The following is a 14,873-nucleotide window of genomic DNA, read 5'->3' as shown; positions in this document are numbered from 1 at the left end:
TCGCGGTGGGCGACGACAGGGATTGAGGGGGCGGGCCGAGGGGTCCGTAGGGCAGGCGTGTTTCTCGGAACGTGGGAGAAACAACTCGACGGAAAGCGCCGCCTGCAAATTCCGCAGGAGTTTCGCACCGCCGTCTCCGGCGTAGAGCTGGGGGTCTACTGCCTGCTGGCGGTGACCGACGACTGCCTTGAGGCCGGCGGCGACGCCCTGACAGAACTCTACGAACAACGCATCGAGGCCCTGCCGTTCGGCAGCGAGGAGCGGGATGCGCTGGAAGAAGCCTTCTACGGCGGGCAGCGCCAGCTGGCCTATGACGGCGGCGGTCGCATCACCCTGCCTGAATCCCTGTGCGAGGCGGCGGGACTGACCTCGGACGTGGTGGTGGTCGGCAAGGGCCGTCGCTTCCAGATCTGGGACCGCGCCCGCTTCGTTGAACGCAACCCGGGCCGCCGGGCGCTGGCCAGCCGCGTGCTGAAGGGGGGCGAATGACGTCGCCCCACGCGCCCGTTCTGCTGGATGAAGTGCTTGAGGCGCTGGAGCCGCGCGCCGGCGATGTGATCATCGACGCCACCTTCGGCGCGGGCGGATATACGCGCGCCATCCTGAACACCGGCGCGACGGTCATCGCCCTAGACCGTGATCCCACGGTTCAGCCGCACGCCGACGCCGTCGCCAACGACCACCCGGGCAAGTTCCGCCTGATCCGCACGCCCTTCTCGGGACTGGCCGACGCCTTCGCTGAAACCGGCGAGCCTCGGCTGAACGGGGTGGTGTTCGACATCGGCGTGTCATCGATGCAGCTGGATCAGGCAGAGCGCGGCTTTTCATTCATGCGCGACGGGCCGCTGGACATGCGGATGTCCGATGAGGGCGAGACCGCAGCTGACATCGTCAACACCTGGGAGCACGGGCCCTTGGCCCATATCTTCAAGCTGTACGGCGACGAGCGCCAGTCCGGCCGGGTGGCGACCGCCATCCTGCGCCGCCGGGTCGAGGCGCCGTTTGAGCGGACGCTGGACCTCGCCGCCGTGGTTGAGAAGGCGCTGGGCGGCCGTCGCGGCGCCGCCATCCACCCGGCGACCCGGGTGTTTCAGGCGCTGCGTATCGCCGTCAATGACGAGCTGGGCGAATTGCGCGCAGGTCTTGAGGCCGCAGAGGCGACGCTGGCGCCGGGCGGCCGGTTGGCCGTTGTCACCTTTCATTCGCTGGAAGACCGGATCGTGAAGGCCTTCCTGACCGAGCGGACCGGCAACTCGCCGGGCGGCTCGCGTCACGCGCCGGTCGCCGTCGAGACCCGCAAACCCAGCTTCGAGCTCAGCTTCAAGGGCGCGCGCGAGGCCGGCGAGGCCGAGCTGGCCGCCAATCCGCGCGCTCGCTCGGCCCGCCTGCGCGCCGCCGTCCGCACCGACGCAGCCCCGTGGGGGAGGATCGCCGCATGACCGCGCCGCTGATCCTGCAACGGGTGTTCGACTGGAAGGTCCGCGGCATCCGCTGGGTCGAGATCATCGGCGTGGCCATGGTCGGGGCGATGATCTTCTCGGTCTATGTCGCCAAGGCCGGCGCGGCGCGCGAGAGCGCCCGCATCTCGGACCTCGAGCGCCAGATCGCCGACAACGGCCAGCGCGTGCGCCTGTTGCGCGCCGAGGTGGCCCGGCTGGAGCAGCCCGGTCGTCTGGAAGAGCTGTCGCGCGGCGCGGGCCTTGCGCCGGTCGATGTCCGTCGTCAGGCCAGCGAAGCCCAGTTGCCGGAGCTGAAGCCCGCGCCTGAACCGGCGCCGGTTATCGCCGTCGTCACGCCGCCGACGCCTGCCGCCGCTGCTGCACCGGCCCCCGTTGCCCCTCAGGCCGCGGAGGACGAGCGATGAGCGTTCACGATCCCCACGCCTGGGACCGGCCGGTCCGAGATCCCGCCGTCCGTCGCTACATGCCGTCATGGCGCTGGCTGACCGAGGCGATCTGGACGATCGAGCACGCCTTCGGCCGCGCCCGGGCGGACGCCCGTCCGGAAGAAGACACGCGCGTCCGCATCTTCCTGATCCTGTCGATGTTCTCGGTGGTCTTTGTTTGCCTGGCGCTGGGCGCGGCGAATGCGGCCTTGCTGAAGCCGAAGGCGGCCGGCGGAGCCCTGGCGCATCCCGACGCGGTGGTGCGGGCCGACATCGTCGATCGCAACGGCGCGTTGCTGGCCACCGACATCACCCACTACGGCCTCTACATCGACCCGGCGCAGGTGTGGGATCGTCAGGCGGCCCTGACGCAGATCAAGCGCGCGCTGCCGCGCGTGCCGAGCGCCAAGCTGCGCAAGGTCCTGTTTGGCGACCGGCGCCTGATCGTCATGCCGGGCCTGACCCCGCAGGAGAAGGTCGCAATCCACGATCTCGCGCTGGGCGGCGTGACGTTCGAGCCGGAGGACCGTCGCGTCTATCCGCTGAACGGTTCGGCGCGGCACGTGCTCGGCATGGCTGACACGGGCGGGCAGGGCGTCACGGGCGCCGAGCTGGCTTTCAACGCCCAGATCCGCGAGGCGGGTCTGGCGGGGCAGAGCTTCCCGCTGTCGATCGACCTGCGCATCCAGGGCGTGGTCGAGAACGAGCTGGCGCGCGCCGCCGCTGAAAATCAGGCCAAGGGCGCGGTCGCCATCGTGTCAGACGTTCAGACCGGCGAGATTCTGGCGATGGCCAGCTGGCCGGCCGAGGACGGCCTGAACCGAGCGACATCGGCCCACTATGAAATGGGGTCGGTGTTCAAGACCTTCACCGTCGCCGCCGGCCTCGATACCGGCCGGGCGGACATGCACACGATGTTCGACGCGTCGAAGGCCTTCATGATCGGCAATCGCCGGATCAGCGACTTCCACGCCACCAACAAGGTGCTGACGCTGGAAGAGGTCTATCTGCACTCGTCCAACATCGGGACCTCGCGTCTCGCCGTCGAGATGGGGCCTAGCGTGATGCGGGATTATTTCACCCGCTTCGGCCTGATGGACGCCGCGCCGATCGAGCTGCACGAAAGCGCCAAACCGACGCGGCCGCGGCAGTGGGACGACACGACGCTGGCGTCGCTGTCGTTCGGCTACGGCATCATGATCACGCCGCTGCAGATGACGGCGGCGATGAATGCGCTGACCAACGGCGGCTATTACCGCCCGCTGACCCTGCGCAAGGGCGGCCTGCCCGGCGTGCAGCCGCGCCGGGTGGTTTCGGAACAGACCTCGCTGACCCTGCTGGACCTGATGCGCCGTAACGTGGCGCGCGGCTCGGGCGGCCGTGCCGAGGCGCCGGGCCTGCGGATGGGCGGCAAGACGGGATCGGCCAACAAGCTGGTCAACGGCCGCTACAGCCCGGCAAGCGCGGTCGGCACCTTCGCCGGCGTCTTCCCGGCCGACGGTCCGGTGGGCACGCGCCGCTACACCGTGCTGGTGCTGGTCGACGAGCCGGGCGCCTATCCCAAGACCGGCGGCTTCACCTCGGCACCCGCCGTGGGCCGCATCGCCGACCGCATCGCGCCCTTCCTGAACGTCCAGCGCCGCGACGACGCCTATCGCACCGCGTTGGGCGACAAGGTCCCGCAGTTCGAGGATGTGGAGGGCGACGGACGATGAGTTCGGTTCGCCTGTCCCATCTGCTGCGGCGCGATCTGCCCGCCGATCCCGAGATCACCGGCGTCACCGCCGACAGCCGCCGGGTCGCGCCCGGCAGCCTGTTCGTCGCCCTGCCGGGCACGGCGGCGGATGGACGGGCCTTCATTCCGCAGGCCCTGTCGCAGGGCGCAGCGGCGGTGCTTGCCCCAGCCGATACGGACTCCGGGCTGGCGCCTGTGCTCGTGACGTCGGGCGACGTGCGGCGGGCCTATGCGATCGCAGCGCGAAGCTTCTACGGAAGCCAGCCCCGGACCTGCGTCGCGGTGACGGGGACCAACGGCAAGACCTCGGTCGCCGCCTTCTGCCGGCAGATCTGGGCCCAGTGCGGCTATTCATCCGCAAGCATGGGCACCCTCGGGGTTTTGAAACAGACGGGTAACGTTAATCAGGCGTTGACCGGCCCCGGCCTGACCAGCCCCGACGCGGCGGATGCGGCGCGGTTGCTGGCCCAGCTGGCCGGCGAGGGCGTGACCCATCTGGCGCTGGAAGCGTCTTCGCACGGCATCGACCAGCGGCGGCTGGACGGGGTGACGCTGGCGGCGGCCGGGTTCCTGAACCTGACGCAGGACCATCTGGACTATCACGGCGACATGGACGGCTATCGCGCCGCCAAGCTGCGCCTGTTCGAGACGCTGCTGCCGCGCGGACGGACGGCGGTGCTGAACGCGGATTCCGACGCCTACAACAGCTTCGCGGCCGCCTCGATCATGTCGGGGCTGGGCGTCATGGGCGTGGGTGAGCGGGGGCGGGACCTGACGCTGGTGGCCCGTCAGGCGGTGGCCGAGGGGCAGCGGCTGACCATCGAGGTGCGGGGCGAGACCCATGACATCCTGCTGCCGCTGGCCGGGGCGTTTCAGGCGTCGAACGCGCTGGTCGCCGCGGGTCTGTGCATCGCGGCGGGCGAAGAGACCGGCAAGGTTCTGGCCGCGCTGGAGCGGATCGAAGGGGCGCAGGGGCGGCTGCAACGCATCCCCGGCGCCGCGAAGGGCGAGGTCTACGTCGACTACGCCCACACGCCGGACGGTCTGGAGACGGTGTTGAAGGCGCTGCGTCCGCATGCGGCGGGACGGCTGATCGTCGTGTTCGGCGCCGGCGGCGATCGGGACAGGGGCAAACGACCGCTGATGGGCGAGATCGCGGGCCGACTGGCCGACGTCGCTATCGTGACCGACGACAATCCCCGCTCGGAAGACCCGGCCGCGATCCGCAGGGCGGTGCGCGAAGGTTGCCCGTCGGCGCAGGAGATCGGCGACCGCCGCGAGGCGATCCGCGCGGCCATCCACATGATGGGCGACGGGGATGTGGTGGTCATCGCCGGAAAGGGGCATGAACAGGGTCAGATCGTCGGCGGAACGACTCACCCGTTCGACGACGCCTCCGAAGCCGCCGAAGCCCTGCGTATCCATGCCTGAGACGACACCGCCGCTCTGGACCTCCGCCGAAATCGAAGCCGCCACGTCAGGACATCTGTCCGGCCCGGCCTTCGAGGCGAACGGCGTGACCTACAACAGTCGCGAAATCGTTCCGGGCGACCTGTTTCTGGCGCTGAGGGGCGCGCGGGACGGGCATGAGTTCGCGGTTTCGGCCTTCGCGGCGGGCGCAACGGGCGCGATCACCGAACGACCTGTCGAGGGCGGGCCTTTTGTCGTCACGGGCGACACGCTGCGGGCGCTGGAGGCGCTGGGGCAGGCGTCGCGCGACCGTAGTCCGCACGTAAAGCGTGGGGCGGTGACCGGCAGCGTCGGCAAGACCAGCGTGACCCAGGCGATCAAGGCCGGGCTGGATCTGGCGGGACCGGCGCATGCGTCGATCAAGAGTTACAACAACCATATCGGTGTGCCGCTGACGCTGGCCCGGATGCCGCGCTCGGTCGAGCGGGCGGTCTTCGAGATCGGCATGAACGCGCCGGGCGAGATCGCGCCGCTGTCGAAGATGGTGCGCCCGCATGCGGCGTGCGTGACCACCGTCGGACCGGTGCATATCGAGGCTTTCGCGGACGGCGAGGCCGGGGTGGCGCGCGAGAAGGCGTCGATCTTCGAAGGTCTGGTCGAGGGCGGGACGGCAGTGTTCAACGCCGACAATCCATTCGCACGCGTGCTGGCCGAGGCGGCGGATACGCTGGGCGCGCGACCGCTGACCTTCGGCTCCGACGTCGGCTGCGACGCCCGGCTGATCGATTTCCAGCCCTTCGAGGGCGGCGCGAAGGTGACGGCCGATCTGTTCGGCAAACGGTTTGACTATGCGCTGAGCCAGTCGGGCTTTCACTGGGGGCCGAACAGCTTGTGCGTCCTGCTGATGCTCGACGCGCTCGACGTCTCGCTGGAGACCGGACTGGAAGCCTTGGCCGCGTTCCAGCCACTGGCCGGGCGAGGGCAGACGATGGCGGTGTCCGCGCCGGGCGGGACCTTCACCCTGATCGACGAGAGCTACAACGCCAACCCGCTGTCGATGGCGGCGGGCTTCCGCAGCCTCGGAGCGAAGCCGGTGTCGGCGGGCGGGCGACGGATCGTGGTTCTGACCGACATGCTGGAGTTGGGTGACCAGTCGCGGGCGCTGCACGAAGGTCTGTCCGACGCCATTGATGCGGCGGGTCTGGACATGGTCCACGCCGCCGGGCCGGAGATGAAGGCGCTGTACGACGTTCTTCCGCAATCGCGGCGCGGCCTGTGGCGCGATACCGCCGCCGAACTCGCCGCCGAGGCCGATGTGCTGGCCGGCGCGGGCGACATCGTCATGGTCAAGGGATCGAACGGATCGAAGGCGTCGCTGGTCGCGAAGGCGCTGGCGGCTCTGGGAGGGGCTGGCTGATGTTTTACCTGATCTATCTCGCCTTTGAGGACGCGGCGAAGGATTATCCGCTGCTCAATCTGGTCCAGTACCAGACGGTGCGGGTCGCGCTGGCCATGGCGACGGCGATGATCGTGGCGGTGGCCATGGGCAGCCGGTTCATCGCCTGGATGCGGGTCAAGCAGGGCAAAGGCCAGCCGATCCGCTCGGATGGCCCGGTCACCCATTTGTCCAAGGTCGGCACCCCGACCATGGGCGGGCTGATGATCCTGGCGGGCATCGCGGTGGCGGTGTTCCTGTGGGGCGACCTGACCAATCCGTATATCTGGATCGTCTCGTTCGTGACGGCGGCGTTCGGCGTGCTGGGCTTCATCGACGACTACGCCAAGGTGACGAAGCAGACCTCGGCGGGGCTGACCTCAAAGCAGAAGCTGGTCGCGCAGGTGATCGTCTCCGTGATCGCCGGCGTGATGACCGTGCTGTGGATGACGGTGTCGCCGACCTCGCCGGGGCTGGAGACCTCGATCGCGTTCCCGTTCCTGAAGGCGGTGCTGCTGAACGTCGGCTGGTTCTACGTGGCCTTCGCGGCGTTCACGATCGTGGGCTTCTCCAACGCCGTGAACCTGACGGACGGGCTGGACGGACTGGCCATCGTGCCGGTGATGATGGCCTCGGCGGCGTTCGGGATCATCACCTATCTGGTCGGCAACTTCATCTTCTCGGACTACCTCGGCGTTCACCACGTGCCGGGCGCAGGTGAGCTGGCCATCTTCTGCGCCGCCATCATCGGCGCCGGCACCGGCTTCCTCTGGTACAACGCCCCGCCGGCCAAGATCTTCATGGGCGACACCGGCTCGCTGGCCCTCGGCGGCGCGCTGGGCGCGATCGCGGTGGCGACCAAGCACGAGCTGGTGCTTGGCATCGTCGGCGGCCTGTTCGTGGCCGAGGCCGCCTCGGTCATGATCCAGGTCGCCTACTTCAAGGCCACCAAGAAGCGCATCTTCCTGATGGCGCCGATCCACCATCACTTTGAGAAGATGGGGTGGCCGGAGTCGACGGTAGTGATCCGCTTCTGGATCGTCTCGGCCATGCTGGCGCTCGCCGGTCTGGCGACGTTGAAGCTCAGATAGATGATCCCCGTTCCCGGCTTCGAGGGGCGGCGCATCGCGGTCTTCGGCCTCGGACGGTCGGGACTGACAGCGGCGCGCGCGCTGAAGGCGGGAGGCGCGCTGCCGGTGCTGTGGGACGACAGCGTCTCCCGCCGCATGCAGGCGGAAGCGGAAGGGTTCGATGTCGAGGACCTGACGGTCGCGGACTGGTCCGGGTTCGCCGCGCTGGTGCTGTCGCCGGGCGCGCCGCTGACCCATCCGAAGCCGCACTGGACAGTCGACAAGGCGCGGGACGCCGGGGTGGAGATCATCGGCGACATCGAGCTCTTCGCCCGGGCGCTCGCGGCGTTGTCGGAGGATGAGCGGCCCCGCGTGGTCGCCATTACGGGCACCAACGGCAAGTCGACGACGACGGCGTTGATCGGCTGGGTGCTTAAGCAGGCAGGGCTGATGGTGCACGTAGGCGGCAACATCGGCATCGGGGTGCTGGCGCTTCCCGCGCCGGCCGCGGACGCGGTCTACGTGATCGAGGTGTCCAGTTACCAGCTGGACCTGACGACGAGCTTCGCGCCGGACGTGGCGATCCTGACGAACATCTCGCCAGATCATCTGGATCGGCATGGCGGAATGGAGGGGTACGTTGCGGCGAAAGCGCGGATTTTTCAGGCGCAAGGGCCGGACGGCGTGGCTCTGATCGGCGTTGACGAAAGCTGGGGCCAAGGGCTGGCCGCGAAGTTGAATGCGGTCGAGGTCAGTACCCGGATCCCTTCCCCCGTGAAGGGGAAAGGCAGGGTGGCGGCTGTCTATGGAATCATTTCGATCGATGGTGAAATCGCCGCCGATACTCGCACCGCGCGGTCTCTTCCCGGACGCCACAACGCCCAGAACGCCGCCTTCGCCTACGCAGCCGCTCGAGCGCTGGGCGTGTCGCATGACGCCGCCGTCGAGGGGCTGCTCTCCTTCCCCGGTCTCGCCCACCGCATGGAAGAAGTCGGCCGCCTCGGGCGCGTCCGGTTCATCAACGACTCCAAGGCCACCAACGCCGACGCGGCGCGGCAGGCGCTGGGGAGCTATGAGCGCAGCTTCTGGATCGCGGGCGGCAGGGCCAAGCAGGGCGGCATCGACGATCTGGAAGAGCTGTTCCCTCGCGTGGTCGAGGCCTTCCTGATTGGGGAGGCGGCGGGACCGTTCGCCGCGCGGCTGGGAGAGACGCCGCACCGGATCAGCGGCGACATGGCGACGGCGGTGCAGCAGGCCTACGAAGCCGCCGCCGCGACCGGGCGTGACGAGGTGGTGCTGCTGTCCCCGGCCGCCGCCAGTTTTGACCAGTTTCCCGACTTCGAGGCCCGTGGCGAGGCGTTCCGCGCCGCCGTTCTCGGCCTCGGCGCCAGTCCCGCGAGCGCCGCATGAGCCATGGTTACAGCCCCGCCTTCTCGCGTCTGGACCAAGGCCCGATCGCCAAATGGTTCTGGACGGTGGACCGCGCCATCCTCGGCGCGGCGCTGACCCTGATGGCGCTTGGCGTGGCGCTGAGTTTCGCATCGAGTCCCGCCGCCATTCTGGCCGATGAGTCGATTACCGACCCGTTCCACTATTCGTGGCGCATGATCGTCTATGCGACCGGCGGGTTGGGGATCATGCTGACGACGTCGCTGCTGTCGCCACGCGGCGTGCGGCGGATTGCGGTTCTGGGACTGCTGGGCGCCATCGTCGTCATGGCCCTGCTGCCGTTCATTGGCGACACGGTGAAGGGCGCCGCGCGGTGGATCAATCTGGGGCCGCTGAGCCTGCAGCCGTCCGAGTTCGCCAAACCCTGCCTGATCGTCTTCGCCGCCTGGATGTTCGCCGAGACCCAAAAAGGGCAGGGCGTTCCCGGGGTGTCGATCGCCTTCGGGGCGTGGATCCTGACCGTTCTGCTGCTGCTGATCCAGCCGGATATCGGCCAGACGCTGCTGATCACCACAACGTTCATGGCCGTCTTCTTCATGGCCGGCGTGCCGCTGAAGTGGGTGGCGGCGCTGGCGGCGGCGGGGGGAGCCGGGCTGGTCGGCATCTTCTTCAGCTTTAGCCACTTCCGCGACCGCCTGACCGCGCACGGCTCGACCGACCGGGACGCCACCTTCCAGATCGACCGCGCCTCTGAAGCCATCCGCGCCGGCGGTCTGGTCGGGCGCGGCATCGGCGAAGGCGTGATGAAGCGGCGGGTGCCCGACCTGCACACCGATTTCATCTATTCGGTCGGAGCCGAGGAGTTCGGTCTGGTGCTCAGTCTGGTGATGATCGGCCTTTACGCCTTCATCGTGCTGCGCGGCATGCGCAAGGCGATGAAGCTGAACGATCCCTTCGAGCAGATCGCGGCGGCTGGCCTGTTTATGCTGATCGGCCTGCAGGCCTGCATCAACATCGCGGTCAATCTGAACCTGATCCCGACCAAGGGCATGACCCTGCCCTTCATCAGCTACGGCGGCTCTTCCATGCTGGCCATGGGGCTGACGATGGGGTTCGCACTTGCCCTGACCCGCAAACGCCCCGGCGCCTATGAGCCGGGCGCCACCCTGCCGGACCGCCGGCGCATCCTGCCCTAGGTCGCCATGTCCAGAACCTGCGTCGTCGCCGCCGGGGGCACCGGCGGCCATATGTTTCCCGCCGAGGCGTTGGCGCGAGAGCTGACCGCGCGTGGCTGGCGCGTCGTATTGGCCACCGACAGCCGGGGCGAGGCCTATGCCCACGCCTTTCCCGCCGAGGAACGGCTGGCGCTGGACGCCGCGACCGGTCGCGGGCCGATCGGCATGGCCAAGGCCGGGGTCGCGATCCTGAAGGGCGTTCTGAAGGCGCGGACGGCGCTGAAGCGACTGGATGCGGCCGTGGTGGTCGGGTTCGGCGGCTATCCTTCGGCGCCGGCGCTGTTGGCCGCGCTCAGCCAGAAACGGCCGACGCTGCTGCATGAACAGAACGCGGTGCTGGGACGCACCAATCGCTGGCTGGCGCCCTACGTCGGGGCGGTCGCGGCGTCATTCCCCAATCTGCAGAAGGTCCCGCACGGGATGGGGACCACGATTGAGCTGATCGGCAATCCCGTGCGCCCGGACATCCGCGCCCTGTTCGAACGGCCGTTCGCGGCGCCTGTGGACGGTGGGCCGGTCCATGTCGTCGTGACCGGCGGCAGTCAGGGTGCGCGCATTCTGGCCGAGACGACGCCGCTCGCCCTCGCGGCCCTGCCTGAGGCGATCCGCGCCCGGCTGACCGTCGCCCAGCAGGCTCGTCCCGAATCGTTGGAGGCGGCGCGGCAGATCTATCTTGAGGCGGGGATCAAGGCTGAGGTCGCGCCCTTCTTCCGCGACATGGCTGCGCGGCTGGCGGATGCGCATCTGCTCATCGGCCGCGCGGGCGCCTCGACCTGTTCAGAGCTGGCGGTCGCGGGCCTGCCGTCGCTGCTGATCCCGCTGAAGATCGCCATGGACGACCATCAGCGCTTCAACGCGCAGAGTCTCGCCGATGCCGGCGGGGCCGTGGTGATGCTGGAGGATGAGGTGACCGTCGGGGCGATGACGGCGGCGCTTGAGCCCCTGCTGTCCAATCCTGCCCGTCTGGCCGGGATGAGCGCCGGCGCGCGGTCGGCGGCGCTGCCGGACGCGACGGCGCGGCTGGCTGACATGGTCGAGGCCGCCGCCTAGGTCGCACCCGGGCGACAATCGTCCTTTCTGCGACCCAGTTCGATGGTTCGATCGGGCTGTCGGAACGACCAGTCGAGCTGCCGCGTGCAATGCCAGTCTGCGAAGCGGGGGGCCGAGGGGAGGGCAGACTGCGCGAGATTAAAGCTTGACCTTACAATCTAAAGTGGTGCGAATGGTGGGGGTCCCGTAGATTGTGCGAGCGCGTACAATGGATTTGCCGGCGTTCATAGAAAAGTGGGCTCACTGCGCTGGCGGCGCTGAACGGGGTAACGCTCCGCTCTATCTGGTGGAGCTGCTAACGGCGCTGGGGTTGCCGACGCCGGATCCGGCCAGCGCAGAGACCCGGGATAACGATTACGTCTTCGAACGCGCCGTCCGGGGTTCGCTGGATGGCCTCGGCCACCCACGCCGGATCGACCTCTACAAGCGCGGTTGCTTCGTCCTTGAGGCCAAACAGTCGCGCTGGATCGGCCCGAAGGCCGCACCGTTCGAGGACGGTCCACCACAACCCGACTTGTTGCAGGCCCACGGCGGGCGGGTGTGGGACGCCCTGATGCGGAACGCGCGCGCCCAGGCGAAATCCTATGTCGCCGACCTGCCGTCCGACCACGCCACGCCGCCCTTCATCATCATCTGCGACGTCGCCCGCAGCTTCGAACTCTGGGCCGACTTCACCGGGACGGGTCGCGGCTATGCGCCCTTTCCCGATCGCAACCGGTTCCGGTTCACTCACGCGGAGCTTGCGCAGCCCGCGATCCAGGATCGGCTGAAAGCCATCTGGACCGATCCGGCCAGTCTCGACCCCACCCGCACGGCCGCCGCTGTGACGCGCGACATCATCGACGAACTGGTCGTGGTCTCCCGCGCGCTTGAGCGTCAGGGGCACGATCCCGAGGCCGTGGCCCACTTCCTCATGCGCTGCATCTTCACGATCTTCGCCGCCGATGTGGGCCTGATCGATAAAGCCAAGCTGGCCAGTCTGTTCGAGGACTGCATCCGGTCGCCCGGCAGCTTCGTGCCGATGTTCACCGACCTGTGGGCGAAGTTCGACGATCCGGACCATGCCGGCCGCTTCTATTCCGGTTTCAGCTGCTACCTGCCTCACATCAATGGTGGACTGTTCGCGGACGCCCGGGCTTTCCCGCTCGGCGCGGCGGAGCTGCGACGCCTTCTGATCGCCGCGCGTCACGACTGGAGGCGGGTCGAGCCGGCGATCTTCGGAGCGCTTCTGGAACACGCGTTACAGCCCGCCGAGCGGCGGAGGCTGGGCGCGCACTACACACCCCGTCGCTATGTCGAACGGCTCGTCGAACTCACAGTCATGGAGCCGCTTCGAGCCGATTGGCGGCGCGTGCTGACCCGCATCGAACAGGCACGGGACGAGGGCGATGGGCGCGGCGCGGTCCGGATCGCCAGAGGCTTCCACGCGGACCTGTGCCGTATCCGGGTGCTGGACCCCGCCTGCGGCACGGGCAACTTCCTTTATGTCTGCCTCGAGCTGATGAAACGGCTTGAGGATGAGGTGCTGGAAACCCTTACCGATCTCGGCGAGACGGATCGTCTGGGCCTTGAGACGATCAGCCCCCGTCAGTTCATCGGCATCGAGATCAACCCGCGCGCCGCCGCGATCGCGGAACTGGTTCTGTGGATCGGCTTCCTGCAGCAGCACTATCGCAGCCACAGCGGCCATCCGGCCGAGCCGATCCTGCGCGCGCACGGCAACATCCAGCATCGTGACGCCGTCCTCGACTGGGATGGCGCTCCGGAGGTCATCTTTCAGCATGCCGATAATGGCCCGCGACAGGTCTGGCCAAACCCGCGCCGTCCGGCGTGGCCCGACGCCGACTTCATCGTGGGCAATCCCCCCTTCATCGGCGGCAAGGACCTGAGGTCCCGATTGCATGAAGGCTATGCGGAAGCACTCTGGTCAGCCCACCCGCAGATGAACGATGCGGCCGACTTCGTCATGTACTGGTGGGACCACGCGGCCGCCATACTGACACAGCCGGGGTCTCCGTTGCGGCGGTTCGGTTTCGTCACCACCAACTCGATCACCCAGGTCTTCCAGCGCCGGACGCTGGACCGGCATCTGTCCGGCCCGCGTCCGCTGAGCCTGATCTACGCCGTGCCGGATCATCCGTGGACAAGGGCGACCCGTGACAGCGCCGCAGTGCGCATCGCCATGACCGTGGCCGAAGCTGGCGTTCGGGAGGGGGCGCTGATGCGGGTGGCGTCCGAGACCCATCTCGACACCGACACCCCTGTCATCGCGATGACCAGCACATCCGGCAGGATCAACGCCGACCTCAGCATCGGCGCCGATGCGTCCCGCGCGGCCGCCCTCCGCGCCAACGCGGGCCTGTGCTCGCCGGGCGTCAAACTGCACGGCTCCGGCTTCATCGTTTCACCGGCGAAGGCTGCCGAGCTGGGGCTCGGACGGGTGCAGGATCTGGGGGCGCACATCCGGCCCTACCGCAACGGCCGGGACCTGACCGGCCATTCCCGCGACGCGTTGGTGATCGACCTGTTCGGACTGGAACGACAGGACGTGCGCGAGCGCTTCCCGGCCGTCTACGCCCATCTGGTCGAGACTGTGAAAGAGGCGCGCGACGACGACGGCCGCCCCATCGGTCGCGACGTGAACCCGAGGCCGGCGTATCGCGACAACTGGTGGATTTTCGGCGAACCGCGGGCGGACCTCCGTCCCGCGCTGGATGGCCTGACCCGCTACATCGCCACCGTCGAGACGGCCAAGCACCGGGTCTTCCAGTTTCTCGACGCCTCCATCCTGCCGGACAACATGCTGGTCTGCGTCGCCTCGGACGACCCCGCGGTGCTGGCGATCCTGTCCAGCCGCTGGCATACCGAATGGTGTCGGGCGCGCGGCGGCAAGCTGGAAGACCGGCCGCGCTACACCAAGACCGGCTGTTTCGATCCCTTCCCCTTCCCGCCCGCGGGTCCAGCCTGGTCACGGCTCGCGGCGGCGGGCGAGGCCCTGAACGACACCCGCCGCCGCATGCTGGACGAGAACCCGGATCTCACCCTGACCGGTCTCTACAATCTGCTGGAGGGATCACGCGCCGGTCATCTCACGACCCGGCAGGAGGAACAGGCGCGACGGACGCAGATCGTCATCCTGCGCGAGTTGCACGACGAGATCGACCAGCTCGCAGCCGCCGCCTGGGGTTGGGTCAATCAGCAGGACGCCGTCGCCGCCCTCGCCGCTCTGAACCGCGTGCGCGCAGAAGAAGAGCGACGGGGACAGGTGCGCTGGCTGCGACCGGAAATCCAGCGCGGTCGCGCAGGAGGCGCCGCCCGTGGGGTCGACGCGCCGGAGATGGTCTTCACCCAGTCAGACCGGCGATCGGGTCGCCCCGCATTCCCGTCCGAACGCTATGAGCAGCCGCTGGCCCTGCAACTCGCCCTGTCCCAGCTCGGCGGTCCGGCCGCCCCGCGCGACCTCGCCCGGCGGTTCAGCGGCAGCGTGCGGCTGAGCCGGATCGACCGCGTGCTGACGACCCTGCACCGCTATGGTCATGTCGAGCGGCTGGACGACGGCCGGTGGATCTCGGCACGCGGCTGACTTCCCGCCACCCTGCTGTCAGCAGCCAATACCGCCGCCCGGACGTTCACTGGCGCAGCCCCTCTCCCGCGCCTAGATTGT

At 68.6% G+C, this 14,873-nt stretch carries 11 protein-coding genes; all 11 read left to right on the top strand.

The genetic code is table 11. From position 1 onward, the window contains the following. The first annotated feature begins 57 nt into the window (after window positions 1–57). The 11 genes from ACIQC9_RS09575 to ACIQC9_RS09525 all read left to right on the top strand — a co-directional run bounded on the left by ACIQC9_RS09575 (window position 58) and on the right by ACIQC9_RS09525 (window position 14,792). The gene (locus ACIQC9_RS09575) at window positions 58–489 is read left to right on the top strand and encodes a division/cell wall cluster transcriptional repressor MraZ (protein WP_400614902.1); all 432 of its coding nucleotides are present in this window, start codon (window positions 58–60) and stop codon (window positions 487–489) included. Beyond that, window positions 486–1,439 (top strand): 16S rRNA (cytosine(1402)-N(4))-methyltransferase RsmH, encoded by a 954-nt coding sequence (rsmH, locus tag ACIQC9_RS09570; protein ID WP_400614900.1) that lies wholly within the window; start codon window positions 486–488, stop codon window positions 1,437–1,439. Before ACIQC9_RS09575 ends, rsmH begins: the two co-directional genes overlap by 4 nt. Continuing rightward, window positions 1,436–1,864, top strand: coding sequence for a cell division protein (locus ACIQC9_RS09565; RefSeq protein WP_400614898.1), 429 nt, complete (start codon window positions 1,436–1,438; stop codon window positions 1,862–1,864). Before rsmH ends, ACIQC9_RS09565 begins: the two co-directional genes overlap by 4 nt. Beyond that, on the top strand, window positions 1,861–3,600 hold the full coding sequence (locus tag ACIQC9_RS09560; protein ID WP_400614896.1) for a peptidoglycan D,D-transpeptidase FtsI family protein: 1,740 nt from the start codon (window positions 1,861–1,863) through the stop codon (window positions 3,598–3,600). Before ACIQC9_RS09565 ends, ACIQC9_RS09560 begins: the two co-directional genes overlap by 4 nt. Further along, on the top strand, window positions 3,597–5,051 hold the full coding sequence (locus ACIQC9_RS09555) for a UDP-N-acetylmuramoyl-L-alanyl-D-glutamate--2,6-diaminopimelate ligase (protein WP_400614894.1): 1,455 nt from the start codon (window positions 3,597–3,599) through the stop codon (window positions 5,049–5,051). Before ACIQC9_RS09560 ends, ACIQC9_RS09555 begins: the two co-directional genes overlap by 4 nt. Beyond that, the gene (gene murF, locus ACIQC9_RS09550) at window positions 5,044–6,447 is read left to right on the top strand and encodes a UDP-N-acetylmuramoyl-tripeptide--D-alanyl-D-alanine ligase (protein WP_400614892.1); all 1,404 of its coding nucleotides are present in this window, start codon (window positions 5,044–5,046) and stop codon (window positions 6,445–6,447) included. The genes ACIQC9_RS09555 and murF overlap by 8 nt, the downstream gene beginning before the upstream one ends. Beyond that, window positions 6,447–7,556, top strand: a complete 1,110-nt coding sequence (gene mraY / locus ACIQC9_RS09545) for a phospho-N-acetylmuramoyl-pentapeptide-transferase (RefSeq protein WP_400614890.1) — start codon at window positions 6,447–6,449, stop codon at window positions 7,554–7,556. Before murF ends, mraY begins: the two co-directional genes overlap by 1 nt. Next, entirely contained in the window at window positions 7,557–8,945 is a 1,389-nt protein-coding gene (gene murD, locus ACIQC9_RS09540; protein WP_400614887.1) for a UDP-N-acetylmuramoyl-L-alanine--D-glutamate ligase, read from the top strand. Beyond that, window positions 8,942–10,120, top strand: coding sequence for a putative peptidoglycan glycosyltransferase FtsW (locus tag ACIQC9_RS09535; RefSeq protein WP_400614886.1), 1,179 nt, complete (start codon window positions 8,942–8,944; stop codon window positions 10,118–10,120). The genes murD and ACIQC9_RS09535 overlap by 4 nt, the downstream gene beginning before the upstream one ends. 6 nt (window positions 10,121–10,126) lie before the next feature. Then, complete coding sequence (gene murG, locus ACIQC9_RS09530) at window positions 10,127–11,209, top strand: undecaprenyldiphospho-muramoylpentapeptide beta-N-acetylglucosaminyltransferase (RefSeq protein WP_400614884.1); 1,083 nt, start codon at window positions 10,127–10,129, stop codon at window positions 11,207–11,209. Between the two features lie 208 nt (window positions 11,210–11,417). Further along, window positions 11,418–14,792: a class I SAM-dependent DNA methyltransferase gene (locus ACIQC9_RS09525; protein WP_400614881.1), complete on the top strand. Its 3,375-nt coding sequence runs from the start codon at window positions 11,418–11,420 to the stop codon at window positions 14,790–14,792. The last annotated feature ends 81 nt before the right edge of the window (window positions 14,793–14,873 follow it).

It is taken from the genome of Brevundimonas sp. NPDC092305 (assembly GCF_044755415.1).
In the GTDB taxonomy this organism is placed as follows: Bacteria; Pseudomonadota; Alphaproteobacteria; order Caulobacterales; family Caulobacteraceae; genus Brevundimonas.
Note: the sequence above shows the minus strand (reverse complement) of the source record. Positions and strands in the feature narration are given on the sequence as shown.

What these genes read in the sequence shown, in the direction of transcription:
- rsmH (WP_400614900.1), top strand. Translation starts at nt 486, where the DNA reads ATGACGTCGCCCCACGCGCCCGTTCTGCTGGATGAAGTGCTTGAGGCG.
- ACIQC9_RS09565 (WP_400614898.1), top strand. Translation starts at nt 1,436, where the DNA reads ATGACCGCGCCGCTGATCCTGCAACGGGTGTTCGACTGGAAGGTCCGC.
- ACIQC9_RS09560 (WP_400614896.1), top strand. Translation starts at nt 1,861, where the DNA reads ATGAGCGTTCACGATCCCCACGCCTGGGACCGGCCGGTCCGAGATCCC.
- ACIQC9_RS09555 (WP_400614894.1), top strand. Translation starts at nt 3,597, where the DNA reads ATGAGTTCGGTTCGCCTGTCCCATCTGCTGCGGCGCGATCTGCCCGCC.
- murF (WP_400614892.1), top strand. Translation starts at nt 5,044, where the DNA reads ATGCCTGAGACGACACCGCCGCTCTGGACCTCCGCCGAAATCGAAGCC.
- mraY (WP_400614890.1), top strand. Translation starts at nt 6,447, where the DNA reads ATGTTTTACCTGATCTATCTCGCCTTTGAGGACGCGGCGAAGGATTAT.
- murD (WP_400614887.1), top strand. Translation starts at nt 7,557, where the DNA reads ATGATCCCCGTTCCCGGCTTCGAGGGGCGGCGCATCGCGGTCTTCGGC.
- ACIQC9_RS09535 (WP_400614886.1), top strand. Translation starts at nt 8,942, where the DNA reads ATGAGCCATGGTTACAGCCCCGCCTTCTCGCGTCTGGACCAAGGCCCG.
- murG (WP_400614884.1), top strand. Translation starts at nt 10,127, where the DNA reads ATGTCCAGAACCTGCGTCGTCGCCGCCGGGGGCACCGGCGGCCATATG.
- ACIQC9_RS09525 (WP_400614881.1), top strand. Translation starts at nt 11,418, where the DNA reads ATGGATTTGCCGGCGTTCATAGAAAAGTGGGCTCACTGCGCTGGCGGC.